Below are 26,090 nucleotides of genomic sequence, written 5' to 3'. Positions count from 1 at the left end.
ACCTTCGGGTGCCGCCGCCTCCGAGGAACGGCGTCGGCACCTGCGGTGTCCCGGGACGGAGTGGTCAGTCCTGCGCCCTCATCCCCCGGCGATACCCCGGGTGCGCCCGATAGGGGCTGACACTCGACTCGCCCAGCATCCAGAAGCGCCAGGGGTACAAAGCAGCAGGACCGCCCACCCCCGTCCGCGGCCCTCGACCGACCCGCGCGGACGAGACGCCCCCGGCGGGTTCCGCGAGGAACAACTCCGCCGCTCCGTCGCACGCTGGCTGTCCGTCATGACGCAGATCGGCGATGCCCAACGCTCGCGCGAGGTTGGCCGGGCCGCGCGCCAGATCGCGCGCCCGTACCCCAGGCCCCCGGCGTTCTTGCGCGACGTCTGCTCCCTCCACGACGGTGCCGGCGCGGAGCAGCACCGAAGCGGGACGCCGCCCGGGTCCGCAGACGGCGTTCAGGCACCGATGCACCGCGTGCGTCCGGTACACATAGAAGGTCCCCGGGGCCCCGAACTCCGCTCGATTGGTCCGGTTCGGGCCCCGGAACGCGTGCGAGGCAGGATCGTCCGGCCCCTCGTACGCCTCCACCTCGGTGATACGCACCGCCGTCACGCCGCGCTGCGAGCGCGAGACCACGAGAGCACCCAGGAGTTCGGGAGCCACTTCAAGGGCGGGCCGGTCGAAGAAGTGCTCGCGCAAGGCGGACCGCCCTGCCGACGCCGCCCCTGGCTCATCGAACGCCCGCAATTGCTCGTGATCGGCCCCGCCCGCGCCCGGGACCGTCAGGTTCTCTGTCAAGCCGCTGCCTCCTGTCGAGTTCCGGGTCGCCGGATCCGGTGACCCCTCCGTCCCAGCGCTCTCCTTGCGTCGCCCCATGGCCCGAAAGACTGCCGTGAGGCACTCGGATGCGGACCTTCGAGCCGAACGCCCACCAGGCCGTAGGAGGAAGGAACACGCTTCCGGACGAGGTGACATCGAGGCCGAGCACGCGATCCAGGCTGCGGACGCGATGCTGGCCCATCCGCAGTCGGGCGAATGTTTCCGGGGCCGCGAGACAACGCGGCGGGCATCCGGCCGACCGGCGCTTCACCCTCCTGCGCGTCACCGGCCACGCGCATGTATGGGTGAGCGAATGCGCCACCCTCTACGACGGTGCGCCTTCGTACTCGGCGAGCGTCATGGAATTCGCCGACCAGCAGGTCGTGCACGAGACGCAGTACTTCGCCGGTCCTTTCGGCGCATCCGCGTGGCGGGCTGCGCTCGCAGAGCCTGACTGGCCTCGTCCGGCACGTCCGGCCTGTCGGATTTCGGCGATTGTCTGTGCTCGCCGGATACCTCCAGGGCTCAGGCGCTCGCGCCATCGACTCCGGTGTGCGTGGTGCGGAAGCGTGCCCGGTAGGCTCCCGGCGTGATGCCGAGGTTGCGCGTGAAGGCGCGGCGCAGCGACTCCGGTGACCCGAAGCCGGTGCGCCGGGCCACCGTGGCCATGGGGTCGTCGCTGTCTTCCAGCATCGCCTGGGCGGCCTCCATGCGGACCTGCTCGACGTAGCGGGCCGGGGTCGTGTGCATCTCGTCGTGGAACAGGCGTGTCATGTGGCGGGTGCTCACACCTGCCCGGCGCGCCATGGCGGCAAGGGTGTGCGGGGCGGACGGGTCCTCGGCGACCGCGTCCAGGACCCGGCGCAGCATCTCCTGTCTCGCGCGCGGGGTGTGGGTGCGGACACTGAACTGGGACTGGCCGCCCGGCCGCTGCATGAACACGACCATGTCCTTGGCCACGGCGCGAGCGACGTCGGCGCCGAGGTGCTCCTCGACCAGGGCGAGCGAGAGATCGATGCCCGAGGTGACGCCTGCGGAGGTCATGATGTGGCCGTCGCGTACGAACAGGGCGTCCGCTTCCACGGTCACTTTCGGGTAGCGCAGGGCGAGCTGGTCGGCGAAGCGCCAGTGCGTTGTCGCCTTGCGTCCGTCGAGCAGTCCGGCCGCGGCGAGGAGGAAGGCGCCGGTGCAGATGGACGCCGTGCGGCAGCCGCGTGCGTCGAGCCCTCTCATGGCGTCCAGCAGCGCGTCGTCCTTGATGAGGGAGGGCCACTCCGGGCCGCCGGGGATGACGACCACATCGCTGGCCGCCTGTACCTGCGCGGCAGCGAGGTCGACGCGCAGTCCGGTGCCGGCTGCGGTGACCACGTCGGAGCCGTCAGGGGAGACCATGCGTACGCGGTAGCGGCCGCCGAATTCGTTGGCTGTCGTGAACACCTCGATCGGGCCGGTGACGTCGAGCAGCCGTACGCCGGGAAAGACCAGCACGGTCACCAGGAGCGGCTTCCTGGCTGACGGCCTGTCCTTCATCGTGCGCCTCCCGGACGGACTGGGGCCCACATCGGAGGACACCATCATCCGCCCGGCGATGCTCTGCCGCTCCCGTGCCGATTGTCGTCCGCGTCCCTGCGGCATGTTGCTGCCTTCCGTGGTGTGGAACGAGGCATCGGGCTTCGGCGCCTCGTCCGTGTTCAGCGGTCGCTTGCCGTCTCGTCATGGCCACAGGTGTGGCCACAACACGCTCGGACAAGGACATCGGGGCATCCGGGCGGCACCCGGCAACGGGCCTGCGCGGTGCTCGATGTCCTGGTGTGAGGGCGTCATGGCGCGTGCTGGTCTGTGGCGGGAGCCGCGCTTCGCCATAGCGTCGAGGGCGCCAGCGGGCCGACCGTCTCGGCCGCTTCCCTGAGCTGCTGGGTGTGGCCTGGCCAGTCGGCCGCTCCGTCACCGTGGCTGGTCCTGGACGGTGACGAATCCGACACCCCAAGAGAAGGCACTCCGCGCCGTGACACCCCACCCCAGTACCAGCCGAGCGGTCCCGTGCCAGGTCGGCCCGGCCGCGAGAGCGTCCGCGGTCGGCTCGGCCCCGAGATCGTCCGTGCATGTACGTGACCAGCCGGACGAGGGGAACGGCAGGGAGCGTGGCCGGCTCGGTCCCGGCTGGTTCGCCGCCGTCATGGGCAGCGGGATCGTCGCCGTCGCGGCCGCCACCCTGCCGCGCGGATTCCCCGGGCTCGGCGAGGCCGCCACGGTGGTCTGGGCGGGAACCGCGCTGCTGCTGATCGTGCTCGCCGTCAGCTATACCGGGCAGCGGACGCTGCGGGTGCATGCCGGTGATCCGGTACTGGCCCAGTTCTTCGGGGCGCCGCCGATGGCTCTGCTCACCGTCGGGGCCGGCACGCTGCTGCTCGGCCGGCGGCTGATCGGGGAGCGTGCGGCGGTGGATGTGGACTGGGTGCTGTGGTCGGCCGGTACGGTGCTGGGTTTGGCCACTGCCTGCACGGTGCCGTATCTGATGGTCACGCGGCACCGTTTCACGCCGGACGCGGCGTTCGGCGGCTGGCTGCTACCGGTGGTGCCGCCGCTGGTCTCCGCCGCGACGGGCGCGCTGCTCGTCCCGCGGGCGCCGGCCGGGCAGGTGCGGCTGGCCCTGCTGCTGTGCTGCTACTCGATGCTCGGGCTCGGGTTGGTCGCGGTCCTGCTGGTGCTGGCCATGATCTACAGCCGCCTGGTGCATCATGACGCGCCCGGCGGTGCGGTGGTGCCCACGATGTGGATCGGCGTGGGGGCGCTCGATCAGGCGGTGACGGCGCTGGGGACGCTGGCCACGGCGGCGCCGAGCGCGCTGCCCGCCCCGTACGCGCGCGGGAGTGGTGTCGTAGCGCTCCTGGGTGGGCTCGGGATCTGGGGCTTCGCCCTGCTGTGGCTGGTACTGGCCACGGCGCTGACCGTACGGGAAATCCGCAGAGGGCTGCCCTTCGCAGCCACCTGGTGGTCCTTCATCTTCCCCCTCGGTGCGTGCGTCACCGGCACCAGCGCGCTCGCTGCTCGTACCGGCGCGCAGCTGTTCGTCTGGATCGCCGTCGTCCTGTACGCCCTGCTCGTCGCCGCCTGGGCGGTCGTCGCCTGGCACTCCCTGCGCCATGCTGTCCGGCAGCGTGAGCGCGCCCGCCCCTGACAGGACCGGTGCAACGCTCCGCATGACACGGACGCGTCGCGCGAACCCGGCTGTCTGCCGACGGGCAGCCGAGTTCGCGCCGCATCGCAACACGTGCCTATGGCAGCGCCCCGGGTGCCGTCGAGGCCGTGCTCTGCGGGCGGGCCATCTGCCCCGCACCGGCGGATCCGTGCGCGGTCGTGGGGCGGGCCCGGAGTCTGGCGGCCACCATGGCGGCGAACACGACAGCCCAGAACACCACGGCGATCCAGACCACCCAGCGGCCCACGCTCGTCATCCACGAGGTTGCGGTCGCGCGTCCCAGCTCATGCGTGGTGACCGCATACGTGCCGACCGGGAAGACGAGGTTCCACCAGCCGAGCTCGTAACGCGGCGGGATACGGCGCAGCGCGTGCCGCCAAACGCCCAGAGCCAGCAGGAGCGGGATCAGCCAGCTTGAGAACGCCCACAGGACGACGGACGTCCCGATGATGAGCGGGCGCGACAACATCGTGGTGCCTGGATGGAGTGCGATCAGCCGGACTTCGGCGAGCACGGCGATCGCCGCCGACCCCATGAAGATCCATACGGACGTCATGAGGCCTTCCGGCTGCACCGGCCTCCTGCGAGCTGTGCGGCCTCGGTCATGCCGTCGGCGTACGACAGGGCTACCGATGTGTGGGAGTGCTCGATGTGGTCGTGCGCTGACTCCTCCCGGCTCGGGTATCCGGAAAGCCCCCACGCTGCCGCAGGCCGGAGAACTCACCGGCCCGCCCCGTCACGATCTTGTGGACGTACGCCTGGTGCCCGACGTCCCACAGCAGCCGGTCGCGCGGGGAGTAGAAGACCCGGTGCAGCGCCAGGGTCAGTTCCACGACGCCGAGGATGGGCCCCAGATGGCCTCCCGTGGCCGCGACATGGCGGACCAGGAAGTCGCGGATCTCCCCGGCCGGCCGGACCAGCTCTGGACGGCTCAGACCCTCAGGTCCGCGGGCTGGTTGACGCGCGCCAGCAGGCTCATGCCGCTGCTCCTCCTCGATGCTGCCGTGGTGTCGACGGATACGCGCGGTGGGCAGCCGATGCGCACCGCGCGAGCCGCTGATCACTGGAAGGCCGATGTCACGAGAGCCTTCTGCTCGACGCCGTGCCGGCGGGCCGAGCCGACCGCGGGCGCGGGCGCCTCGGGCCGGCTCACGCACTCCACAGCGCGCCGGGTCAGCCGGTGCAGACGCGGCGCGACGAACGACCACCCACCCTGGTTCTCCGGCTCCTCCTGCACCCACCGCACGTCCGCGGCCGCGGGGAAACGGGCGAGTTCCGCCGCGAGTTCCTCGGCGGGGAACGGGTAGAGGCGCTCCACGCGGACGATCGCCGTGTCGGTCGTGCCCGCGGCGTGCCGGTGGGCGGCGAGGTCGTAGAAGACCTTGCCCGAGCACAGCAGCACGCGCGAGACACGGGCCGGGTCCGTCGTGCCGTCCGGCAGGACAGGGCGGAAGCCGCCCTGGGTGAACTCGGCCAGGGCGGAGACGGCCGCCTTCGACCGCAGCATCGACTTCGGGGTGAAGACCACCAGTGGCCTGCGGCCGTCCAGCGCCTGCTGCCTGAGCAGATGGAAGTAGTTGCCCGGCAGGGAGGGCATGGCCACGGTCATGTTGTCCTGCGCGCACAGTTGCAGGAAGCGTTCGGTCCGGGCGGAGGAGTGGTCCGGACCCTGGCCCTCCAGGCCGTGGGGCAGAAGCATGGTCACTGTGGAGCGCTGGCCCCACTTCTGCTCGGACGAGGCGATGTACTCGTCGACGACCGTCTGCGCGCCGTTGGCGAAGTCACCGAACTGGGCCTCCCACAGCACCAGGGCTTCCGGACGGGCCTGCGCATAGCCGTACTCGAAGGCCAGCGCCGCCAGTTCGGACAGCATCGAGTCGTACGGTGCGAAGCTCGCGGCCTGCGGGCTGAGGGAGTTCAGCGGCGTGTGCTCCGCGCCGGTGCGCCGGTCGGTCAGTACGGCGTGGCGCTGGCCGAAGGTGCCGCGCCGGGAGTCCTGTCCGGCCAGCCGTACCGGGACGCCCTCCAACAGCAGCGAACCGATCGCCAGTGTCTCCGCGGTGGCCCAGTCGACGGTGCCGGTGTCGAGCGTCGCCGTACGCCGGTGGAGCTGCGGCAGGACACGCGGGTGCACGGTGAAGCCCTGCGGCAGGTCGGTCTGCGATGCGATGACCTGACGGGCTGTCGCCTCGTCGATCGCGGTCGCCGTGCGCTGGGTTGCCGCCTGTCCGGCGTCGGCGCAAGGAAGGTCTTCGGCCGGTGCGGGAGCGGGCAGCGCCCGGGTCTCGGCGAAGGCCCGTTCGAGGTGACCCTGGTAGTTGCGGCGGGCACTGTCCACCTGCCGCTCGCCGATGTCCCCGCGGCGTATGAGGGCCGCGGCGTACAGCGTGCGCACCGAATCCTTGGCTTCGATGCGTTCGTACATCATCGGCTGCGTGATGGACGGGTCGTCGACCTCGCTGTGCCCGTGGCGCCGGTAGCAGACCAGATCGACCACGACGTCCTTGTGGAACGTCTGGCGGTAGTCGAAGGCCATCCGTGCGACGCGGTCGACGGCTTCCGGGTCGTCGCCGTTGACGTGGAAGATCGGGGCCTCCACCATACGTGCCACATGGGTGGCGTACGTGCTCGAACGGCCGTGGCCGGGCAGGGTGGTGAAGCCGACCTGGTTGTTGACGACCACGTGGACCGTCCCGCCCGTGCGGTAGCCCGGCAGTTGCGACATGTTCAGGGTCTCGGCGACCACGCCCTGGCCGGCGAAGGCCGCGTCGCCGTGGAGGACGACCGGCAGTACGGGGAAGGGCTCGCCCTGGTCCCCGGCCAGGTCCTGCTTGGCGCGCACCACGCCCTGGGCCACCGGCCCCACGATCTCCAGGTGCGAGGGGTTCGCCACGACCGAGACGGCGATGGTGCCGCCGTCCAGGGCACGGTAGGTGCCCTCAGCGCCGAGGTGGTACTTCACGTCCCCCGAGCCCTGGACCGACCGGATGTCCACCGCGTCCTCGAACTCGTCGAATATCTGGCCGTAGGACTTGCCGATGATGTTGGCCAGGACGTTGAGCCGGCCGCGGTGCGCCATCCCGATGACGGCTTCTTGGACACCGTCTTCGATGGCGCGGAGCAACAGGGCGTCGAGCAGCACGATGGCCGACTCGCCGCCTTCGAGCGAGTACCGCTTCTGGCCCACGTACTTGGTCTGCAGGAACGTCTCGAAGGCCTCCGCGGCCCCCAACCGGTAGAGGATCCGCAGCTGTCCGGCACGGTCCGGGCGGCGCTGTGGCCCCTCGACGCGCTGCTGGATCCAGTGGCGTTCCCGGGCGTCCTGGATGTGCATGTACTCGAACCCGGCGGTGCGGCAGTAGAACTCCCGCAACTCGCCGAGCACTTCGTCGAGTGACATCGTGGCGCGCCCGGCGAACCCGTCCACGGCGAAGTCCTCCGCCCGGTCCGCGTCGTCAAGTCCGAACGCGGCGATGTCGAGCTCCCGATGTGCTGCGGCGGGCCGCGCCATGAGCGGGTCCGTTCCGGCCACCAGATGCCCGCGCACGCGATACGCGTGGATGAGCGCCGCGACCCGTACCGCCTTGAGCGCCGCCTCGTCGGTGCCCTTGTGGTGTTGGGCTGAGGCGGTCAGCGAGGCCGCGGCGGCCGGGGACACCAGAGTGGCGAAGAAGTTCCTCCACGTCTGGTCGACCGAGCCGGGGTCGTGGAGGTAACGCCGCCGCTGCTCGTCCACGACCCATTCGTTCAGCCCGAAGTCCAGCCCGTGAGACGCTGCTTGAGCGGTGTCTGATTGCGACGCCATGGCGCGAACGCCTTCTTTCCTCTGCGAAGCCTTGGGATGGCGGACGCGGCTAGGGTGGTCGTCCGCCTGCGTGTCAGGTGTTCGAGGACTTCGCAACCCTTGCGGAGACCGACCCGTACGACCGCGTCGCACTGACGACGCTAGGACGCCGGGAGTGCGGAGACGGACGGCCGGGCGCGCCACGACGGCCTCACATCAGGACATCGGACGGGTGACGGCCTGCTGCCTGCCGTCGTCGCAGATTCGGAGTGCGGGCGGGTGACGCCGTCCTGATCCGAGGGCGTCGTGTCCGTCCGGTCCGGGATCGACGTCGTAGGGAATCTGGTTGTGGTGCTACGGCCGCGGGCTTGTGGCCGGAGAACCGACCCCTGGGAAGGAATATGATCGACTACGATTTGCCGGACACCACGCGGTGGAAGTTTCCAGGGGTCCTGCGGACCTTGGGTCTGGTGCACGGTGAGTTGCGGGTGCGGCACGGTCTGTCGCTCCATGACTACCTCATTCTCGGCGCGCTCGCCGATACCGCGAGCGGATCTGTGCCCGTTGCCAAGCTGGCGGCGTTCCTCCGGGAATCCGGGGACCGGATGTCCTACCTCCTCAGGGGTCTGCAGGCGGCCGGACTGATTGATCGCCATCGTCGTGCCGGAGACCGCAGGACGGTCGAGGCCACCCTGACCGACGCAGGACGCTCCAGGTTCGCCGCCGCCGAGACGACCGCGCAGGTGCTGATGCGCCAGCACCTCGGTCCGGAGCTGGACACCCAGGATCCGTCCGGCCGATCGTGTGACGTCACTTGATCTGCTCGTTTTCCACGCCAACGGCTGTGGTCGGCGGACGGCACCCGGGCGCGGCTTGTGCGGCGAATCCAGCCCGTGGCCTACACCACCAACGGCGAAACCCCACGTCTCGTCGTCGGCCCGCCACACTCCGAAGGCGCAGAACTCGGCCACCGGGCGCCACAGCCGGGCCAGATCGCCGTGGCCGGCAGTTCCGTCGCGCGGCTTGCTGCCGGGGACGCTCACGGTGATCTCGGCCAGGAGCTCTCGCACGATGTAGCCTCGCGGTCGTCGGTGAGGCATTCGTGCGCCCGAGGCCGGCACTGATGGCATGACCGGCCGCCTCGCTGCTGAGAGGCGCGGCCTCCCAGCGCGCGTAGCATGGCGGCGTGGAACTGCGCCAGCTGCGGTATTTCGTCGCCGTCGCCGAGGAACTGAACTTCGGCCGGGCCGCCGAGCGGTTGCTCATCGCGGGCCCCTCGCTCTCCCAGCAGATCAAGGCGCTCGAACGGGACCTGGGCGTCCGGCTGTTCGACCGTAGCCGCCGCTCGGTCTCCCTCACCCCGGCCGGCGCCGCGCTGCTCCCGCACACCCGTGCCCTGCTGGAGCGGGCCGACGACCTCAAGCGCCAGGCCGGCCGACGGTCGGGCTCGGAGTCGGTGCGGCTCGGTTACGTCAACTGGCTGCCGCCGGACCTGACTTCGCGGACAGCCGCAGCGGTCCAGGTGCACCTGGACGCCTGGGTCGCCCCCTCGCACACCCAGGCCGCGCGGGTTGCCGACGGCAGCCTCGACCTCGCCGTCTGCTGGGTTCGCGCCGAGGACCTCGAGCGGCTCGGGTTGCGGGCACGACTGATCGGCGCCGACCGTCTCTACGCCGTCGCGAAGGGCGGCGACACCAGCGACCCACCGGATGTGGCGGCCCGGGACACCGATGTACTGATTGACGATGACATCACCTCCTGGGCGTCCTGGAACGTGTACGCCGAGGAACTGACGCAGGTCACCGGGGCCCGCCCGGTGCGCATCTCCGATGGTGCCATCACCGGCCCCGCCTTCTTCGACCACGTCCGCCGCTGCACCCACCCAGTCCTCAACTCGCCCAAGGGGCAGACCGCTCCGCTCCCGCCCGACCTGGTCCGCCGCGAGATCGTCGCGCCGAAGGTCTACTGGACCTGGTCCCTGGTCTGGCGCGCGAGCGAGGACCGTCCCGGAGTCCTCGCCGCCGTCGACGCCCTGTGCGACGGCGTCGGCGACCTCGGGATCCACGCCCCGGACGCCTGGCTGCCCGCCGATGATCCCTACGCGATCCCGGCCTGACGTGCGCTGAGAGGCTGCGCCTCCCAGGCGGTAGGAAACCGGTCCTTCCACTGCCGAACCGCCGGGCCTACGGTCGAATAGTCGACCGGTCGGTTAGTGATCGGTCATCGTCCTTGGAGAAGGTCAGCATGAGCACACAGCACCAGAAGGTCGCGATCATCACCGGCGCCTCGCAGGGCATCGGCGCCGCCCTCGTCCAGGGCTACCGCAAGCTCGGCTACGGCATCGTCGCCACCTCGCGCACCATCGCCCCCGCCGACGACGCCGACGTCCTGACCGTTCAGGGCGACATCGCCGAGCCGGCGACCGCCGAGCGGGTCGTCACCGCGGCACTCGAGCGGTTCGGCCGTATCGACACCGTGGTCAACAACGCGGGCATCTTCGTCGCGAAGTCCTTCACCGACTACACGGCCGAGGACTACGCCAGCGTGACCGGCATCAACGTCGCCGGCTTCTTCCACCTCACCCAGCAGGCCCTCCCGCACCTGCTCGCCCAGGGCGGTGGGCACATCGTGAGCGTCACCACCAGCCTGGTGGACAGTGCGGACGCCCGGGTCCCCTCCGTCCTCGCCTCGCTGACCAAGGGTGGCCTGCAGTCCGCGACCAAGTCCCTGGCGATCGAGTACGCCACCCGAGGCATCCGCGTCAACGCCGTGTCGCCCGGCACCATCAAGACCCCCATGCACCCCGAGGAGACCCACGAGTTCCTCGCCGCCCTGCACCCGGTCGGCCGGATGGGTGAAGTGAGCGACATCGTCGACGGAGTGCTCTTCCTGGAGACGGCGCCGTTCGTCACCGGCGAGATCCTGCACGTCGACGGCGGCATGAGCGCCGGACACTGACCGTACACCGAGTCTTGGACCAAGGAGTGGACATGACCGCCACGACCGACGACGCGGAGATCCTGAGCGGAGTGCTCGACCAGTGGAAGGCCGCGGTCGACGCGCACCAGCCCGACCGCGTCGCCGCCCTCTTCACCGAGGACGCCGTCTTCCAGGGGCTGCACCCCTACAGCGTCGGACGCCAGGGCGTCGCCGACTACTACGACTCCCAGCCCCTCGGCATGAAGGCGGCATACCGGATCCTCGAGACCAGGCGGCACGCCGACGACCTCGTCCTCGGCTACCTCGCCGTCGAGTTCTCGTTCACGGACCGGCCCCCGCTGGACGTGAAACTCTCCGTCCTCGTCGTCCGCACAGGGGACGACTGGTCCATCGGCCACTATCAGGTATCCCGCCTGGACTAGCCTGTTCGGCCAGATCAACCGACCTCGCCTCTGGCGCATGTCGGCGCCCGCTCAACGGGCGCTTCGCACCCGGGTTGCGCCGCACCGTGCCCCCTGAGCGGGGTGACCGGTGTGGCGTACCTGCGCTGTCAGCGACGCCTTCTCCCACTGCGGAAGCGTGCCAGCGGCTCCTTCTCCGCGGCCCGAGTCTCGGAGTGACAGGGGCGCAGGACAACCGGATCGCGGCCCGACTCACTGACTCTGGCGTTCGCCAACTCCTCGTAGGACGCAGCCCGGAGCGCATCCCGAACCGAACGCCCCTGGACGGGGCCGCCCGCTTATGCCGACGACTCGGCCATGCGCACGGCTCTCGAGGGCGCGTCGACCCTCGTCCTGGTCTCCCGACCACCGCACGGGGCGCCCACTCAAGGAACACGCCACCGCGGTCGAGTCGGCGATCGCGGCCGGTGTGGACCGGGTCCTGTACGTGTCCCGTGCCGCGCTTCGCCCACCGCCACCTACCTCAACGCCCGCGACCACCGGACGGCGGAACAGTTCCTGGCAGGGGCCGGGATCCGCTGCACGCTGCGACGGGCTTCTGCACGTCGACGCCGGCCGCCCTCGCCGATGAGGAGCGGGGACCCTCGTCGAGGGCGCAAGCCGTGATCACGTCGGCGATAGATGAGCCCGATTTCCACGACTTGGGGCACTGGTCGACCGGTGCGCGACTGCGACTCCGCAGTGAAGAACGCCGTCATTCGTCATTCGGCGTTGTCGGTGCGGGACACGGTCAGACCGTCGTCCGACTACGAGTTGAGCGACCACATCCCTTGTGGAGCGACGCCTTCGACCACGTCGCACCGACAAAGCCAAGGCGCCGGGAGAGCTCCGATGGATAGGATCACGTGCCATAACTGCCGCATAGGCGCCGCCGGTGTCGTTCCACAGGTCCTGATGCCTAGGCTGTGGTGGCCCCGGTGTGGTAGAAATCGGCCGCGCTGACGCCGGCGGGAACGCCGAGTTCGGCGGCGACCGCGGTGATCGCCTTGTCGCCGACAGCGAGGTCGGCTTGGCCGTCCGTGGTGAAGTACGGCGCGATGAACGTGTCGTAGTGGGCTCGGGCTTCTTCCGCGGTCTGTCCGCCGAGGAACGTCTGCATGTGGCGCACCGTGGTGTCGGGGTCGTCGTGAATCACCTGAAGGGCGCGCCGGTGGGCTCGTACGACCGCCTGGACCGCGGGGTCGTCCGGTGAGATGAAGGTCGGGTCGACGGCCACGCCCACGGTGGGAATCTGGAAGTGGTCGCCGACCCAGGCCAGCACCTGCCAGCCGTGCTCGGCGGCCACCGCCTCCGGTGCCATGGTGCTGCCGACGTAGGCGGCGTCGATACTGCCGTCGTTGAGCCGGCGCAGGTCCATGCCGTAGTCGCCGGGCGAGCGGACGATGGTCTTCACGTCGCGGTCCGGGTCGAGGCCGGCCTTTCGCAGCACGATCCGGGCGAATGCGCCGGGCGGGGTGTGCGGGGCGTGGACCGCCAGCCGTCGCCCGGCCAGGTCGGCCAGGGAGGTCAGGCCGGGGCGGGCGAGGAACCAGAACAGCGGGCGTTGGGTGTTGACACTGAGTGCGACCCACGGGGTGCCGTCGGTCAGTCGCGACAGCAGTGCCCGGCCGAGCCCGATGGTGGCGCAGCGGCGCAGCCGTTCCACGTCCCAGGTGCAGCCGTCGCGCAGCGCGACGTGGACACCTTCCTCGGCGTAGTAGTCCTGCTGGTCGGCGATGTAGGCGGCGAGTTCTTCGTGTAGGCCCCGTCCGACGTAGGCCAGGTCGATCGTGTGCATGAACGTCTTTCCTTGATCGTTTAAGGGTTCGGCCGCGTGTGCGGAGGTCAGCGGGGCGTCAGTACATGGCCATGCCGCCGTTGACCGCGGCCGTGGTACCGGTCATGAAGGAGTTGTCCTCGGCGGCGTAGAAGGCGACCGCTTGGGCGACGTCGGCCGGGTGAGCCAGGCGGCCCAAGGGGGTGGCGGCCACCTGCCGCTGCCTCGTCGCGTCGTCGAGCACGGCATCGGCGGTGCGGGACTCCACCGGGCCGGGCGAGACGACGTTGACCGTGATGCCCTGCGGGCCGAGTTCCTGGGCGAGATACCGGGCGAACTGCTCGAGTGCGGCCTTGGAAACGCCCAGCGCGATCATGCCCGCCCGAGGCAGGCGGCTGAGTCCGGTGCCGATGTAGATGAGGCGTCCCCACCCTCGTTCGGTCATCGTGGGCAGTGCGGCTTTGGTGACCGCGAATGCCGCATGCATCTCGGCGTCGATCTTGCCGCCCAGTTCTTCCCACGTCATGTCCTGGAACGGCTTGACCGCATACGGGATGAGCGCGTTGTGCACGAGCACGTCGATGCCGCCCCAAACCGCCTGGACCTGTCCGACCATGCTCTCGACGGCCGCCTCCTCGCGCACGTCGGCCTGAAGGGCCATGGCCTGGCCGCCTGCGGCCTCGATGTCGGCCACGACCTCCTCGGCCGCCTTGGTGTTGCGGAGGTAGTTGACCACCACGCGCATTCCTCGCGCGGCCAGAAGTCGCGCCGTGGCCGCGCCGATTCCGCTGCTGGCCCCCGTCACCAATGCCACCCTGCCGGTTGTCCCGGTCATGGGCCCACCTCCTGCTCGTCGTCGCGGGCCGTCGGGATGACCGCCCGGGGTTGTTCGTCGTCGACGCCCTGGCCTGTCGGGCGGATCGCCCCGTACAGCACGGTGTCGACGGTCGCCCGCAGCAGATCGGCCGCGGTCCACTCCAGATCGCGCGGCAACTCCGACATGAGCAGCCGCTCCAACGCGCCGCGGGTGATCTCACTCAGCAGCTCGGGTGGCGCCGGCAGCAAGCCCTGCCGGTGTCCCTCCCGGAACAGCTCGTCGAGCCGCTGGTAGACCACCGCGTCCACACGCTGCTCCACGTACTGGCGCAGCATCGCGTCGCCCCGCCCGGTCGCGAGCTGAGGCGCGCCGATCCGTCCGAGCTCACCGCCCGCCGCGATCAGGAACCGCTGCACCCGCACAGCGAACGGCTGCCCTGCTGCGTCCTCGGTCGCCGCCACCAGCGTGCGCTCCACCGCGGCGAACTGGCGGTCCAGCACCGCGGCCAGCAGGCTGCGCTTGTCCGGGAAATGACGGTAGATCGTCTTCTTGCTCATCCCGAGCTCACGAGCGAGATCGTCCATGCTCACCCGCGCGAAACCCGACCCGAAGAACAGCCGGCCGGCCGCCTCCACGATCAGGTCCGCACGCCGCTCGTCACTGGGGGAAACTGAAGAAACTGAATTCGTTTCCATGGTTCCCATCGTTGCCCTCGGTCCCTGCGCTGTCAAGGCAGGCCGTGCGCCCGCAGTGCCTGCCGTGCAAGCCCAGCCGGAGGCGCGCGCTATCCGGCGGTGGCAAGCCCGATGAGCAGCAGCGCGATGTCGTCCGTCCGGGGCGCGGTCTGCCGTGCATGGTCGATCAGGGTCGTGGCGAGTCGGTCCATGGGTTGGGCCGAGGCCCGGGCGAGCTGGGTGGCGAGCCCTGACATGGCGTCGTCCATGTCGACCCCGGGAGTCTCGACGAGGCCGTCGGTGTACAGGGCGAGGACGGTGCCGGGGGTCAGCGGGATCTCGGTGGCGGGATAGTCCGCGTCGGGGTCGATGCCGAGCAGCACGCCGGGTGAGAGCCGAAGGATCTCGGCGTGGCCGTCCGGGCGACGCAGAACGGGCGGGGGATGGCCGGCGGTGGCGAGGACGGCTCGGCGGTGTGCGAGGTCGAGATGGGCGTAGAGGCAACTGACGAAGCGTCCCGGGTCCATGGCGACCAGCTGGCGGTTGGCCTGTGCGAGGGCCTGTGACGGCGTGGCCCCCGACGCGGCGTGCGAGCGGATGGCGGGGCGCACCCGGCCCATGAGCGCGGCGGCGTTGACGTTGTGGCCCTGGACGTCTCCGATGACCGCGGCGGCGGTGGTGTCGTCGACCCGGACCAAGTCGTAGAAGTCGCCGCCGATGTCCATGCCGCGGACGCTGGGCAGATATCGGGCCGCCACATCCAGTCCGGGAAGGTCGGGCAGCGAGTCGGGGAGCAGGGACGCCTGCAGGGTCTTGGCGAGTTCGTTGCTGGTGTCGTACAGGCGGGCCCGTTCCAGCGCCTGCGCGATCAGGCCCGCGAGCGCGATGAAGACGACCCGCTGCTGGTCGGGAAAGGGGTGGGGCCGGTCGAAGGCGAACACGCACGAGCCCACCGGGCGCCCGGAGGCGATCAGCGGCAGAAACGCCCAGGCATGCAGACCCTTCTGGTGCGGGGCGGGCGGGTAGGCCCGGGACAGCTCGTCGAAGGAGGCGTAGAAGCTGGGCACGCCGGTGGCGAGGACCCGGACCGCGGGGGCCGGGTGGGTCAGCGGCACCCCGTCGAAGTGCTGGAGCAGCGAGGGGTTGTAGCCCCTGCGGCCGATGACCCGCATTCTGCCGTCCTCGGCCGCGAGCAGGGCGACGGTCCGGGCTCCGAACGCCGGCAGCATTTCCTCGGTGACGAGATCGACCACGTCTGAGACGCCCACGGTTTCGGAGAGGGCGGCGGCCAGGTGCAGTACCCGGTAGACCTCGCCCAGGCGGATCGGCTCGCCCCGGAACGTCTCCGTCCCGGTGGGCGCCGGCTGCGAGTCCCCGCCCGGACCGGTGGGCGATATACGGACGCTCACCCCCGAGTCGTCGGGGTAGAGCTCGAATGCGAGCCATTGGTCCGGCGGGTGCATGGCGGTGTAGTGGCCGGGCTTCCGGCTGACCACGGCAGCGCGGAAGTGGTCCTCGAAGGCCGGGTCGGCGCACCAGGGCAAGGACCGCCATGGGCGAGTGCCGATCAGTTCGTCGGGGCTGCTCGCGCCCAGCAGGGCGGCGGCTGTGGCGCTGACGTAGGTGAACGTGCCTTCGAGGTCGAGGGAGCAGCTGCCCCAGGGCAGCCGTTCGACGAAGTCGGCCGCGGCGAGCGCCTCGGCGGGCCCCCGCTTGCGGGCGGGCGGCTGCGTCAGGGTGCGGGGTGTGGGTCCCGGACCGACGGCATGGCCGGTGCCGGCGGCGTCGCGCAGGAACCGTCCCAGACGCCGACCGGCGGCACGGACCCGTTCAGGGCTCGGGCCGTCGGCACGGGTGGAGCCGGCGCCGGGCCAGAACAGCAGCAGTGCGCCCCAGACCGTCGTGCCGGTGAGGAGCGGCGCCACGGCCACCGCATGGTGGTAGGGCAGGGCGATCGCCGTGCGGGGGTAGCGACGGGCGAGCTCCTCCGGGTCGCCGAGCCAGACGAGCCGCCGCTCGCGCACCGCGTCGGTCACGGGAAAGCGGCTCGACAGCGCCACCCCGAACCAGGGCGCGAGATACTCCGCCGGCATCCCTGCGGTCACCTCCAGCCGCAGGGTCTGCCCGTCGGACGCCAGCAGGAAGACCGCTCCCGCGTGCACGCCCGTGTCGCGCACGGCGAGCTCCAGCAGCCGGTCCAGCTCGGCCCGGCGCAGCGACCCGGGGCTGGGCGAAGGGGGGTGGGGCCCGTAGGGCTGCGCCGCGCCGCCTTCCCGCATGGCGCACATACCAGTACCGTACGTCCGCACCTGCCGCCCCCGCGCGGAAGCCGCTGCCGATCCCGGTCACGGCCGCTGTTCCCCACGACGGTCTGCCCGTCCCGTGCGTGTCAGCGTTCGAGGACGAGGGCGAGTCCCTGGCCGACGCCGATGCAGAGGGTGGCCACGCCGGTGCCGGTGCCGCGGCGGGCGAGCTGGTGGGCGACGGTGCCGGCGAGGCGGGCGCCGGAGGCGCCGAGGGGGTGGCCGAGCGCGATCGCGCCGCCCTGCGGGTTGAGGATCGCCGTGTCGAACTCGGGCCACTCGGCGAGGCAGCCGAGGACCTGGGCGGCGAAGGCTTCGTTCAGCTCCAGTACGTCGAGGTCGGCGAAGGCCCGGCCGGCTTTGGCCAGGGCCCGGTTGACGGCTTCGACGGGGGCGAGGCCGAAGTAGTCGGGGTCGATCGCGGACACTCCGGTCGCACAGACGCGGGCCAGCGGCTCGCGGCCGATGGCCTTCACGCCCTCCTCGTCGGCCAGCAGCAGGGCGGCGGCTCCGTCGTTGAGCGGGGAGGCGTTACCAGCCGTCACTGTGCCGTCTTTGGTACGGAAGGCCGGCTTCAGCTTCGCCATCGCGGCGAGGGAGGCGTCGGGGCGCACGCACTCGTCGGCCGCGAACAGCTGGGGGTCGCCCTTGTGCTGCGGGACGGGGACGGCCGCCAACTCGGCTTCGAACAGGCCCTCTTCCTGGGCGGCGGCGGCCTTCTGATGGCTGTGCAGGGCGAACCCGTCCTGCTGCTCTCGGCTGATCCCGTGCTTTTCGGCGATCAGCTCAGCCGACTCCCCCAGAGGGATGGTCCATTGCGGGTTCATCGCCGGGTTCACCATCCGCCAGCCCAGCGTGGTGGAGTACAGCTCGGCGTGGGCCGCCGGGAACGGCCTGTCGTTCTTGGGCAGCACGTAGGGGGCGCGGGTCATGGACTCGACGCCGCCGGCGATGGCGATGGAGGCGTCGCCGACGGCGATGGCGCGGGCGGCCTGGATCACGGCTTCGAGTCCGGAGGCGCACAGCCGGTTGACTGTCGCCCCGGGCACGCTGGTGGGCAGGCCGGCGAGCAGCGCCGCCATGCGGGCGACGTTGCGGTTCTCCTCGCCGGCGCCGTTGGCGTTGCCGAAGTACACGTCCTCGATACGCTTGGGATCCAACTGGGGTATGCGGGCCAGAAGTTCGCGGACGACTTGGGCGGCCAGGTCGTCGGGGCGTACGGAGGCCAGGCCGCCGTTGTAGCGTCCGATCGGCGTGCGCACGGCGTCGACGATGTAAACGGGATTCATAGCAGGCCCTCCGTGACGGTCAACTTGGCGTCGGTCCTGGCGATGATCTCCTCGACGTCGACGGCCGGTGCGCACTCGACCAGCACAAGCCCCTCGTCGGTGACGTCGAGGACACCGAGGTCGGTGATGATCCGGTTCACGCAGCGCCTTCCGGTCAGCGGCAGCGCGCACTCGGTGAGGATCTTCGGCGAGCCGTCCTTGGCGGTGTGGGTCATGACGACGATGACCGTGCGGGCACCGTGGACCAGGTCCATGGCGCCGCCGATCCCCGTGATCATCTTTCCGGGGATCGCCCAGTTCGCCAGGTCTCCTTGCTCGGAGACCTGCATGGCACCCAGCACCGCGACGTCGATGTGGCCGCCGCGGATCATCGAGAATGACAGCGCCGAGTCGAAGAAGGAAGCACCTGGCAGGACCGTGACGGTCTCCTTCCCGGCGTTGACGAGATCCGGGTCGACCTCGTCCTCACCCGGGTAGGGGCCGGTGCCCAGGATGCCGTTCTCCGACTCCAGGATCACCTCCACCCCTGGCGGCAGGTAGTTCGGGATCAGCGTGGGCAGGCCGATGCCGAGATTGACGTACTGGCCGTCGCACAGCTCACGCGCGGCGCGGGCAGCCATCTCCTCACGAGTCCAGGCCATCAGCTGCTCACCGTCCGCCGCTCGATCTTCTTGTCCGTCGCCTGCTCCGGGGTAAGGACCAGCACCCGCTGGACGAAGATGCCGGGCAGATGCACCGCGTCCGGCTCGATCTCGCCGGGCTCGACCAGTTCTTCCACCTCCGCGATCGTGACCTTGCTGGCCATGGCCGCGAGGGGGTTGAAGTTGCGGGCGGACTTGCGGAACACCAGGTTCCCGTGCCGGTCGCCCTTCGCGGCCCGCACCAGTGCGAAATCGGTGCGGATGCCGTGCTCGAGCACGTACTCGGTGCCGTCGAAGTCCCGCACCTCCTTGGCCGGCGAGGCCAGCGCGACCCCGCCGGAGCCGTCGTAGCGCCAGGGCAGTCCGCCCTCGGCGACCTGCGTGCCCACCCCGGCCGGGGTGTAGAACGCGGGAATGCCGGCACCCCCGGCGCGCAGCCGTTCGGCGAGCGTGCCCTGCGGGATCAGCTCCACCTCCAGCTCCCCGGCCAGGTACTGCCGCGCGAATTCCTTGTTCGCCCCGACATACGATCCCGTCACCCGTCCGATCCGGCCCGCCGAGAGCAGTACCGCCAGGCCCGAATCCATTGCCCCGCAGTTGTTCGAGACGACCGACAACCCGCCGACGCCCCGCTCGTACAGTGCCTGGATCAGCACGTTCGGCACACCACTCAACCCGAACCCACCCACGGCCAACGACGCGTCATCCGGCACATCCGCCACAGCCTCCAGGGCCGTATTGACCAATTTGTCCATGTGCTTCGGATCCTCAAATGTTCGCGTGAATTCTGCAGACCTGATTCCACGGTCCGAGGCCACGGTGCACTTGGCCATCCCGCAGATCGGCGATATTGGCTGCGATCCCAGGGTTGTGCTGCCGGCCTTTGTCGCACCGAACACGTATTTCACGTCCTTGCGGGAATGAGATGCTGACGTGACAGGCGGGTCACCCCGTACGCCACCAGCGCGAGCCCGAATACCTGCAGGGTCAGCCACCAGCCACCACGGAGCCTTTCCCCGTAGAGCGTGACACCGAGAGCCAGGCTCACCAGTGTGTCGCCGAGGGTCAGGGCCGGCTGGGAGGCGACCAGTGGTCCGGACTGCATGGCGTTCTCCAGCAGGAACAGGGCGCACACGCCGAGAGCGGCGAACGCATAGGTCTGCCATGCGGCGAAGAAGGCACTCATACCCTGGCGGCTGAGGACGATGGTCGAGGACTTCATGAGCGCGGCGGTGAGGGAGTAGGAGACGGCGGCGGCCGATCCCAGGCATGCGGCGCGGCCAGGGCCGTTGGGCAGCTTGACCGCGACGCTGCACAGCACCGCCACGGCGAGCAGGCAGCAGGTTCCCACCGCCGTCCACCGGGCCGCAGGGACCCGGAGAGTGCCACCGGTCGGCGCTGCCGCGAACAGCGCCAGGCCAAGGCCGACGGCGATACTGCCCACGGGCAGCCAGCCGGCCCTGGGCAACGGGCGCCCGAAGACGACGCTCGCGAGCAGCAGCACGAACGGCAACTCCAGCATGAAGAGCGGCTGCACGATCGCCAGCGCACCGGTGGCCAGCGCGGCGCCCTGGAACATCGCCGAGAGGACGACGCCGCCTATGCCGAGCAGCCAGACCGGGGTGCGCAGCAGGTCCCACATGAGGCCGATGCGCAGAGCGTTGGACTGCGGGACGAGGGTGGCGGCCCGGCGCTGCATCACCGTTCCCAGAGCGTTGGTTGCAGCTGCGAGGAGAGCGAAGATCGGCGACAGCACGGTCAGCATCGTTGTCTCCCGTCGGCGAGTGCATTGATCGATGATCGATCGCTCTGTGTCGTTCAGGGCCCTGCGTGAAGATCTCGCGCCCTCCGGCCCGGGGCTGTCCCGGACGCCGGGTCGGAGGGCTGTCAATGGGGGTGCAATGCGCTCCTGGAACACCGATGGCCCCTGCGTGCATCCCGTCTGCCGCCGTCGTCCCGGGTGACCTCGATCACCAGCCGTGGTGAGGACTCGCGCAGTACTGTGCCGACGGCTGTCTGCGCGATGTCGGCGATCTCTCGAGTGGCGGCTTCCCGGGGTGGGGGCGACGGCCGGATCTCAGCCGTGGATCAGGTGCGTGCCGGACTGCCGGCACCTGGCCTGGGAAACGCACGAAAAGCGCCCGGATTCCTGGGTTTGCACGCTCCCTTGCGTGAGCCCTCGCCGCGCGTCAATGCGGACCCATCGGACGTCGTTTCGGTGATTTCGACAGGCATAGGCTGCCTGGCAGACTTCCGGATGCACCATCCCAGTTCCTGGGCACCTCCGGCATCCCGCAGATGGGTGATATCCGTCGAGAGCCGGAGGCCCACGCGCGGCGCCTGTCCCGCGAACAAGGTATTTCACCGCCGGTGCTCGTTATCCCTCGCGGATTCCGTTGACCCCCGTCATTCAAGCATCGAGAGTCTTGTTTCCAATCAGACGGCGGGACTGGGGAAATACTCATGAAGACATTCGTGCATCGGGGACAGATCACCAAGGTGGTCTTCGGCAGCGGTACGCGCAGCCGTATCCCTGAAGAGGCTGATGCCCTCGGATGCCGTCGGGTGCTCATTCTGTGCACACCCGGTCAAGCGGGCCAGGCAGCGGAGGTACACGACGTACTGGGTACGGTGGCGGTGGGAACCTTCACGGAAGCTGCTCCGCACACCCCCGTCGAGGTCACGCAGAAGGCGGTCGCGTATGCCAGGACCGTGGGAGCGGACTCGGTCCTCGCCATCGGCGGTGGCTCGACGATCGGCCTCGGCAAGGCGGTCGCCCTGCGGACCGGGTTGCCACAGCTGGCGCTGCCCACCACGTACGCCGGCTCGGAGATGACGCCGATCCTCGGAGAGACCGAAGGGCGCCGGAAGTCGACCCGCCGACTGCCGGAAGTGCTGCCGAAGACCGTGGTGTACGACGTCGACCTGACGTTCACGTTTCCTCCGGCGGCATCGGTGGTCAGCGGCATCAACGCGATGGCGCACGCCGTGGAGGCCCTCTACGCACAGGACCGGGACCCGCTCGCCTTTCTGATGGCCGGTGAAGCGCTCGAATCTCTCATCCGCTCCCTCCCGGTCGTCGCACAACGTCCGGACGACCGCGAGGCGCGGGCCGACGCCCTGCACGGGGCGTGGCTGGCCGGCACGTGCCTGGGCACGGTGGGCATGGCCCTGCATCACAAGGTGTGCCATGTGCTGGGCGGCACGTTCGGGCTTCCGCACGCCGAAACCCACGCTGTCGTCCTGCCGCACGTGGTCGCCTACAACGCATCGGCGGCGCCCGAGGCAATGGCACGCATCGCGAAGGCACTGTCGGCGGTTGATGCCGCTAGCGGTCTCTTCGACTTCGCGGGAAGGCTCGGCGTCCCCCGGGCACTGCGGGACCTCGGCATGCCGGAATCGGGCATCGAGCAGGCGGCCGAACTCATCGTGCGGGACGGCTACTGGAACCCGCGACCGGTCGAACGGACGGCGGTACGCGCCCTCCTGGCCCGCGCCTGGGCAGGGCAGCAGCCGTGCACATCACCCGGCGACGGACATCCCCGGACCGATTCCGCGACCGACCACTCGACCACCACGGGAGCGCGTCATGCGTGATCTGACCAGCGACACCATCACCGAGGCCGTGATCTCGACCATGCGGGAGACCAAGGACTCTCGCGTCGCCGAGATCCTGGAATCACTGGTGCGGCACCTGCACGCCTTCGTCCGCGACGTCGAACTGACGCAGGACGAATGGTCCCGGGGAGTCGACTTCCTGACGCGCACCGGGCAGACGTGCACCCCGACGCGTCAGGAGTTCATCCTGCTGTCCGACGTGCTCGGCGTCACCATGCTGGTCGACGCCCTGACCAACCGACGCCCCAGCCAGGCCACGCAGAACAGCGTGCTGGGCCCGTACTTCAGGGAGGACCGGCCGCAGCAGGAAGACGCCGCCGATATCTCCGGAGGTCTGCCCGGTACCCCGCTGTTCTTCGAGGGACGGGTCGTGGACCACGAGGGAGCGCCGATCGCAGATGCGGCGGTTGACGTCTGGCACAGCGACTCGGACGGCCATTACGACATGGAGGTGCCCGGCCTGGACGAGCCGGCCATGCGCGCGCTGTTCCGCACCGACGGGACGGGGCACTTCGGTTTCCGTTCCATTCGCCCGTCCAGCTACCCGATACCCGGTGACGGCCCGGTCGGTGAACTCATGAGCGCGACCAGCAGGTCGCTCATGCGTCCCGCCCATGTGCACCTGTTGATCGCGGCTCCGGGATTCCAGCGCGTGACCACCATGCTCTTCCCCTCGAACGACCCGCACCTGGACACCGATCCGGTGTTCGGCGTAAGGCAGTCGCTGATCGCGCGCTACGACACGTACGCGGCCGACGCCGGGCCCTACCGGGGAAGGACCGAGGTGCCGTACACCCTGCTGCGTCACACCTTCGTCCTCGAACCCCTCGGCACGGACTGATCCCCACGGCGCCACCACGACGAGAGCCGGTCATCCACGAGGACGGCCGACGTCGAACACTCCATCACACCGCGGGGTTCGGCCCCGCATTCACGGAGGTCCTCAGATGAGTGAAACCCTCGACAAGGTCTTCGGCTTCCGCGCCACGATGAGCCGACTCGCCACGGGCGTCAGCGTGATCACCACACGCTCGGGCAGCACGGCCATCGGCATGACGGCGAGCGCCGTCTCCGCGCTGTCCCTCGAGCCGCTCCAACTGATCGTGTGTATCGGCAACCAGCTGTACACGCGAACCGCGATCGCGGAGCACGGTCGCTTCGCCGTCAACGTCCTCGGCGAGGACAGCGAGCACCTTGCGCGGAACTTCGCCGTTTCCAAGCCGGACAAGTTCGCGGATGTGGAGACCGTCGACGACCACGGCGTGCCGGTGCTGAAGGACGCCATCGCGGCTGTCGTGTGCGACGTCGCCGCGGCACTGCCCGGCGGCGATCACACCATATTCGTGGGCGACGTCCGCCACTTCGAACACCGGGTGGAAGGCCGGCCGCTGCTCCACTTCGGCGGAGACTTCGGCACGCTCAGGCCCCCCTGCTAGCGCTGGTGACAGCGGCGCGACGGAGGCTGCCGTACCCCTGACCCGGCCCACTACGGCCCCCGGCGTCCGGCTCCTGCAGGCGAGCCACGGACGCCGGGGGCTCCGCTCCTCCCGACGACTCCACCGAAGGTGCCATGACCAGCTCCGTGCCGACCTTCAAGCTGCGTCCTGCGGACCAGCCCCCACACCTGCTGACCCGCCCCCGGCTGCTGCGCCGGCTGGACGCGTCGGCCGAGCCCGTGGTGGTGGTCTCCGCGCCCGCCGGTGCCGGAAAGACGGTGCTCCTGACCGAGTGGGCGCGAAGCCTCGGAACTCGTGGCGTGTGCGCCTGGCTCAGCCTGGACGCGTATGACAACGCCCCGGGCCGGCTCTGGGCCGGCATCCTGCGGGCACTGCAGCACGTACGACCGGAACTGCCCGTCCACCCCCACTGCGGCGAGTGGACACTCGACGCGTGGCTCGAGGAGATCCTGCCGAGCCTCGTGACCGGACTGGACGGACAGGGACCGCTCGCGCTGATCCTCGACGGAGTGGAATCGATCACGGACGTCGACGCGGTCCGCAGCCTTTCGGACTTCCTGGCAAGGCTTCCGCCGGGCTTCCGCGTCATTCTGTCGACCCGTCACGTACCGGGTGGACCCGTACCGACCCTGCGCGTTCGGGGCGCGGTCGCGGAACTCGACCAGCACGACCTGGCCTTCACTCCCGAGGAGGCGCACGCCGTGCTCACCGATCTGCTCGGGTCCGCTCCGGCCCCGGACACGTCGAGCGCGCTGTACGAGGCCACCGAGGGGTGGGCGGCGGGAGTGTGCATCATGGGCCGTACCCTCGCCCGCTCGTCGGACGACGCCGACACGAGGGCCGGCCTGGCCCGTGGCAGGCGAGCGGTCACCGAGTACCTGGCCGCCGAAGTGCTCCACCGGCTCACCACCGAACAGCGCCGGTTCCTGCTCCGCACCAGCGTGCTCGAGGAGCTGAGCGCCGGGCCGTGCCGGGCCCTCGCCGGGGACCGGGCGGGCGCACTGCTGCGTGAGCTCGTACGGACCGTCCAACTGCTCGTCCCGGCAGCCGCCGATCCCTCGGTATACCGGCGTCACCGCGCACTGTCCGCGCTGCTCTGCGACCTCCTCGGATCCGAAGGGCCGGAGACCGCCGTACCGTTGCACCGATCGGCGGCTCGGTGGTACTCACGGCATGGCGAGACGACCGCGGCCGTACGGCACTGGGTGCGGGGCGGTGACGAGGCCGCCGCCGTCGCGTCGATACTCCAGGACTGGGAACAGGCGATCTCGGCAGGCCGCAGCCGGGAGGTCGCGGGGTGGCTTGAGCTCTTGCCGCCCCGCACGGTCGCCGCCGACGCAAGACTGTGCGTGGTGGCGGCGATGGCGGACCTCTCAAGGGGCGCTCCGGAAACAGCCCGGCGCTGGCTGGACGTGGTCCGGCTCAGGGAGCCGGGAGCGGAGACGGTCGGCGAGGGCAGCACGGTGTCCGATGCGGCAGCCGTCGCCCAGGCCGTGGCCTGCTGGCTCCAGGGGGAGATCATGACCGGTGACCGCGTCGCCGAAACCGTCCTCGCCGGCACGGTCCCGTTGACTTCCTGGCGTGCCCTGGCCTGTACGGCCCGCGGTACCGCTCTGCTGTGGACCTCGCGGTACGAGGAGGCCGAGGCGCTGCTCGGCGAGGCGACCCGTGACGCGCATGCCGCCGGGCACGGCCTGACGCTCGTCCGCGCGCTGGGTCTGCGGGCGCTGTGCGCCCTGCTGGCCGGACGCCACGATCCGGCGCGCTTGCTGAGCGACGAAGCCCTGGACGCGGCCGGGGCGGCCGGCTTGGAGCGGCACTTCGTCGCGGCGCCGGCCTACATCGGCAGGGCCGGCCTGCTCCTCGATGAGGGACGGGCCGACGAGGCCGACCGGACCCTGGCCGACGCGGAAGCGGCGCTGGCGGACTCGTCCGGGACCGGCAGCGAACCCCAGATGCACGCCTGGTACCACGTCACACGGGCACGACTTGCCACTGCTCGGCACAACACGGCCGCCGCAGGGGAGGCCCGTGCGGCGGCCGAGCGGGTAGCGGCCCGGTGCGAGTCACCAGGAGCACTGACGAAACTGCTCCGGCGAGTCGGCGAGGACACCGTCGTGCCGCTGGTCGTGTCCGGCCCCCAGGAGCTGTCGCTAGGGGAGCGCCGAGTGCTCCGTGCCCTGTGCGGTCCGCTGACACTGCGTGAGATCGCTTCCGAGTTCTATGTGTCCCACAACACCGTCAAGACACAGGTACGGGCGATCTTCCGCAAACTCGGCGCGCACGACCGGAGCGCAGCGGTCGCCAGGGCCCGGGAGTGCGGCATGCTCTGACCCG

21 protein-coding genes and 1 pseudogene are annotated in these 26,090 nt (G+C 70.3%); 9 read left to right on the top strand and 13 right to left on the bottom strand.

The window, feature by feature from the left end; all coding sequences use genetic code 11:
* Positions 1-64: 64 nt before the first annotated feature.
* Both ACZ4MF_RS37480 and ACZ4MF_RS37475 read right to left on the bottom strand, forming a co-directional pair.
* Positions 65-871 carry a DNA-3-methyladenine glycosylase gene (locus ACZ4MF_RS37480; RefSeq protein ID WP_467497254.1) on the bottom strand — a complete coding sequence of 269 codons (807 nt, stop codon included), beginning with the start codon at positions 869-871 and terminating at the stop codon, positions 65-67.
* Between the two features lie 468 nt (positions 872-1,339).
* Entirely contained in the window at positions 1,340-2,344 is a 1,005-nt protein-coding gene (locus ACZ4MF_RS37475; RefSeq protein ID WP_467497253.1) for a GlxA family transcriptional regulator, read from the bottom strand.
* A gap of 568 nt (positions 2,345-2,912) precedes the next feature.
* Between ACZ4MF_RS37475 and ACZ4MF_RS37470 the strand changes: the two genes are divergently transcribed.
* On the top strand, positions 2,913-3,992 hold the full coding sequence (locus tag ACZ4MF_RS37470; protein WP_467497251.1) for a TDT family transporter: 1,080 nt from the start codon (positions 2,913-2,915) through the stop codon (positions 3,990-3,992).
* A 97-nt stretch (positions 3,993-4,089) separates the two neighbouring features.
* On the opposite strand, the gene ACZ4MF_RS37465 is transcribed toward ACZ4MF_RS37470, so the two are convergent.
* The 3 genes and pseudogenes from ACZ4MF_RS37465 to ACZ4MF_RS37455 all read right to left on the bottom strand — a co-directional run bounded on the left by ACZ4MF_RS37465 (position 4,090) and on the right by ACZ4MF_RS37455 (position 7,818).
* Positions 4,090-4,569, bottom strand: a complete 480-nt coding sequence (locus tag ACZ4MF_RS37465; RefSeq protein ID WP_467497249.1) for an SLAC1 family transporter — start codon at positions 4,567-4,569, stop codon at positions 4,090-4,092.
* 23 nt (positions 4,570-4,592) lie between these two features.
* A pseudogene (locus ACZ4MF_RS37460) lies at positions 4,593-4,992 on the bottom strand (1-deoxy-D-xylulose-5-phosphate synthase N-terminal domain-containing protein); the annotation flags it as partial.
* 81 nt (positions 4,993-5,073) lie between these two features.
* Entirely contained in the window at positions 5,074-7,818 is a 2,745-nt protein-coding gene (locus tag ACZ4MF_RS37455) for a multifunctional oxoglutarate decarboxylase/oxoglutarate dehydrogenase thiamine pyrophosphate-binding subunit/dihydrolipoyllysine-residue succinyltransferase subunit (RefSeq protein ID WP_467497248.1), read from the bottom strand.
* A gap of 380 nt (positions 7,819-8,198) precedes the next feature.
* Here ACZ4MF_RS37455 and ACZ4MF_RS37450 point away from each other — a divergent pair, with 380 nt between their 5' ends.
* The 4 genes from ACZ4MF_RS37450 (at position 8,199) to ACZ4MF_RS37435 (ending at position 11,159) form a co-directional block, all read left to right on the top strand.
* On the top strand, positions 8,199-8,615 hold the full coding sequence (locus ACZ4MF_RS37450) for a MarR family winged helix-turn-helix transcriptional regulator (protein WP_467497246.1): 417 nt from the start codon (positions 8,199-8,201) through the stop codon (positions 8,613-8,615).
* A gap of 368 nt (positions 8,616-8,983) precedes the next feature.
* A complete protein-coding gene (locus tag ACZ4MF_RS37445; protein ID WP_467497244.1) occupies positions 8,984-9,913 on the top strand; it encodes a LysR family transcriptional regulator in 930 nt (309 codons plus the stop codon).
* 128 nt (positions 9,914-10,041) lie between these two features.
* Positions 10,042-10,755, top strand: coding sequence for an SDR family NAD(P)-dependent oxidoreductase (locus ACZ4MF_RS37440; protein ID WP_467497242.1), 714 nt, complete (start codon positions 10,042-10,044; stop codon positions 10,753-10,755).
* A 32-nt stretch (positions 10,756-10,787) separates the two neighbouring features.
* Positions 10,788-11,159 carry a nuclear transport factor 2 family protein gene (locus ACZ4MF_RS37435; RefSeq protein ID WP_030651808.1) on the top strand — a complete coding sequence of 124 codons (372 nt, stop codon included), beginning with the start codon at positions 10,788-10,790 and terminating at the stop codon, positions 11,157-11,159.
* Between the two features lie 937 nt (positions 11,160-12,096).
* Here the strand turns inward: ACZ4MF_RS37435 and ACZ4MF_RS37430 are convergent.
* The 8 genes from ACZ4MF_RS37430 to ACZ4MF_RS37395 all read right to left on the bottom strand — a co-directional run bounded on the left by ACZ4MF_RS37430 (position 12,097) and on the right by ACZ4MF_RS37395 (position 20,443).
* Positions 12,097-12,975 carry an ABC transporter substrate-binding protein gene (locus ACZ4MF_RS37430; RefSeq protein WP_467497241.1) on the bottom strand — a complete coding sequence of 293 codons (879 nt, stop codon included), beginning with the start codon at positions 12,973-12,975 and terminating at the stop codon, positions 12,097-12,099.
* Positions 12,976-13,033: 58 nt separating this feature from the next.
* Positions 13,034-13,789: an SDR family NAD(P)-dependent oxidoreductase gene (locus ACZ4MF_RS37425; protein WP_467497239.1), complete on the bottom strand. Its 756-nt coding sequence runs from the start codon at positions 13,787-13,789 to the stop codon at positions 13,034-13,036.
* Positions 13,786-14,406, bottom strand: coding sequence for a TetR/AcrR family transcriptional regulator (locus ACZ4MF_RS37420; RefSeq protein ID WP_467497238.1), 621 nt, complete (start codon positions 14,404-14,406; stop codon positions 13,786-13,788). The genes ACZ4MF_RS37425 and ACZ4MF_RS37420 overlap by 4 nt, the downstream gene beginning before the upstream one ends.
* 149 nt (positions 14,407-14,555) lie before the next feature.
* Complete coding sequence (locus ACZ4MF_RS37415) at positions 14,556-16,724, bottom strand: SpoIIE family protein phosphatase (protein WP_467497274.1); 2,169 nt, start codon at positions 16,722-16,724, stop codon at positions 14,556-14,558.
* Between the two features lie 110 nt (positions 16,725-16,834).
* Positions 16,835-18,037 (bottom strand): thiolase family protein, encoded by a 1,203-nt coding sequence (locus ACZ4MF_RS37410; RefSeq protein ID WP_467497236.1) that lies wholly within the window; start codon positions 18,035-18,037, stop codon positions 16,835-16,837.
* Entirely contained in the window at positions 18,034-18,678 is a 645-nt protein-coding gene (locus ACZ4MF_RS37405) for a CoA transferase subunit B (protein ID WP_467497234.1), read from the bottom strand. The genes ACZ4MF_RS37410 and ACZ4MF_RS37405 overlap by 4 nt, the downstream gene beginning before the upstream one ends.
* The gene (locus ACZ4MF_RS37400; protein WP_467497272.1) at positions 18,678-19,433 is read right to left on the bottom strand and encodes a CoA transferase subunit A; all 756 of its coding nucleotides are present in this window, start codon (positions 19,431-19,433) and stop codon (positions 18,678-18,680) included. Before ACZ4MF_RS37400 ends, ACZ4MF_RS37405 begins: the two co-directional genes overlap by 1 nt.
* A gap of 149 nt (positions 19,434-19,582) precedes the next feature.
* The gene (locus ACZ4MF_RS37395) at positions 19,583-20,443 is read right to left on the bottom strand and encodes a DMT family transporter (protein ID WP_467497232.1); all 861 of its coding nucleotides are present in this window, start codon (positions 20,441-20,443) and stop codon (positions 19,583-19,585) included.
* Positions 20,444-21,141: 698 nt separating this feature from the next.
* Between ACZ4MF_RS37395 and ACZ4MF_RS37390 the strand changes: the two genes are divergently transcribed.
* The 4 genes from ACZ4MF_RS37390 to ACZ4MF_RS37375 all read left to right on the top strand — a co-directional run bounded on the left by ACZ4MF_RS37390 (position 21,142) and on the right by ACZ4MF_RS37375 (position 26,086).
* Positions 21,142-22,275, top strand: a complete 1,134-nt coding sequence (locus ACZ4MF_RS37390) for a maleylacetate reductase (RefSeq protein WP_467497230.1) — start codon at positions 21,142-21,144, stop codon at positions 22,273-22,275.
* Complete coding sequence (locus ACZ4MF_RS37385; protein WP_467497228.1) at positions 22,268-23,137, top strand: dioxygenase family protein; 870 nt, start codon at positions 22,268-22,270, stop codon at positions 23,135-23,137. The genes ACZ4MF_RS37390 and ACZ4MF_RS37385 overlap by 8 nt, the downstream gene beginning before the upstream one ends.
* A gap of 106 nt (positions 23,138-23,243) precedes the next feature.
* Entirely contained in the window at positions 23,244-23,732 is a 489-nt protein-coding gene (locus ACZ4MF_RS37380; RefSeq protein WP_467497226.1) for a flavin reductase family protein, read from the top strand.
* Positions 23,733-23,866: 134 nt separating this feature from the next.
* A complete protein-coding gene (locus ACZ4MF_RS37375; RefSeq protein WP_467497224.1) occupies positions 23,867-26,086 on the top strand; it encodes a winged helix-turn-helix domain-containing protein in 2,220 nt (739 codons plus the stop codon).
* Positions 26,087-26,090: the final 4 nt, after the last annotated feature.

This window comes from Streptomyces sp. NPDC025793 (assembly GCF_055558375.1).
This window is presented reverse-complemented; position numbering and strand designations above follow the sequence as displayed.

Coding starts and splice junctions, on each gene's coding strand:
- ACZ4MF_RS37450 (WP_467497246.1), top strand. CDS start 8,199: ATGATCGACTACGATTTGCCGGACACCACGCGGTGGAAGTTTCCAGGG.
- ACZ4MF_RS37410 (WP_467497236.1), bottom strand. CDS start 18,037: ATGAATCCCGTTTACATCGTCGACGCCGTGCGCACGCCGATCGGACGC.
- ACZ4MF_RS37475 (WP_467497253.1), bottom strand. CDS start 2,344: ATGAAGGACAGGCCGTCAGCCAGGAAGCCGCTCCTGGTGACCGTGCTG.
- ACZ4MF_RS37415 (WP_467497274.1), bottom strand. CDS start 16,724: ATGCGGGAAGGCGGCGCGGCGCAGCCCTACGGGCCCCACCCCCCTTCG.
- ACZ4MF_RS37465 (WP_467497249.1), bottom strand. CDS start 4,569: ATGACGTCCGTATGGATCTTCATGGGGTCGGCGGCGATCGCCGTGCTC.
- ACZ4MF_RS37435 (WP_030651808.1), top strand. CDS start 10,788: ATGACCGCCACGACCGACGACGCGGAGATCCTGAGCGGAGTGCTCGAC.
- ACZ4MF_RS37430 (WP_467497241.1), bottom strand. CDS start 12,975: ATGCACACGATCGACCTGGCCTACGTCGGACGGGGCCTACACGAAGAA.
- ACZ4MF_RS37425 (WP_467497239.1), bottom strand. CDS start 13,789: ATGACCGGGACAACCGGCAGGGTGGCATTGGTGACGGGGGCCAGCAGC.
- ACZ4MF_RS37405 (WP_467497234.1), bottom strand. CDS start 18,678: ATGGCCTGGACTCGTGAGGAGATGGCTGCCCGCGCCGCGCGTGAGCTG.
- ACZ4MF_RS37385 (WP_467497228.1), top strand. CDS start 22,268: ATGCGTGATCTGACCAGCGACACCATCACCGAGGCCGTGATCTCGACC.
- ACZ4MF_RS37480 (WP_467497254.1), bottom strand. CDS start 871: ATGGGGCGACGCAAGGAGAGCGCTGGGACGGAGGGGTCACCGGATCCG.
- ACZ4MF_RS37455 (WP_467497248.1), bottom strand. CDS start 7,818: ATGGCGTCGCAATCAGACACCGCTCAAGCAGCGTCTCACGGGCTGGAC.
- ACZ4MF_RS37400 (WP_467497272.1), bottom strand. CDS start 19,433: ATGGACAAATTGGTCAATACGGCCCTGGAGGCTGTGGCGGATGTGCCG.
- ACZ4MF_RS37395 (WP_467497232.1), bottom strand. CDS start 20,443: ATGCTGACCGTGCTGTCGCCGATCTTCGCTCTCCTCGCAGCTGCAACC.
- ACZ4MF_RS37390 (WP_467497230.1), top strand. CDS start 21,142: ATGAAGACATTCGTGCATCGGGGACAGATCACCAAGGTGGTCTTCGGC.
- ACZ4MF_RS37375 (WP_467497224.1), top strand. CDS start 23,867: ATGACCAGCTCCGTGCCGACCTTCAAGCTGCGTCCTGCGGACCAGCCC.
- ACZ4MF_RS37380 (WP_467497226.1), top strand. CDS start 23,244: ATGAGTGAAACCCTCGACAAGGTCTTCGGCTTCCGCGCCACGATGAGC.
- ACZ4MF_RS37440 (WP_467497242.1), top strand. CDS start 10,042: ATGAGCACACAGCACCAGAAGGTCGCGATCATCACCGGCGCCTCGCAG.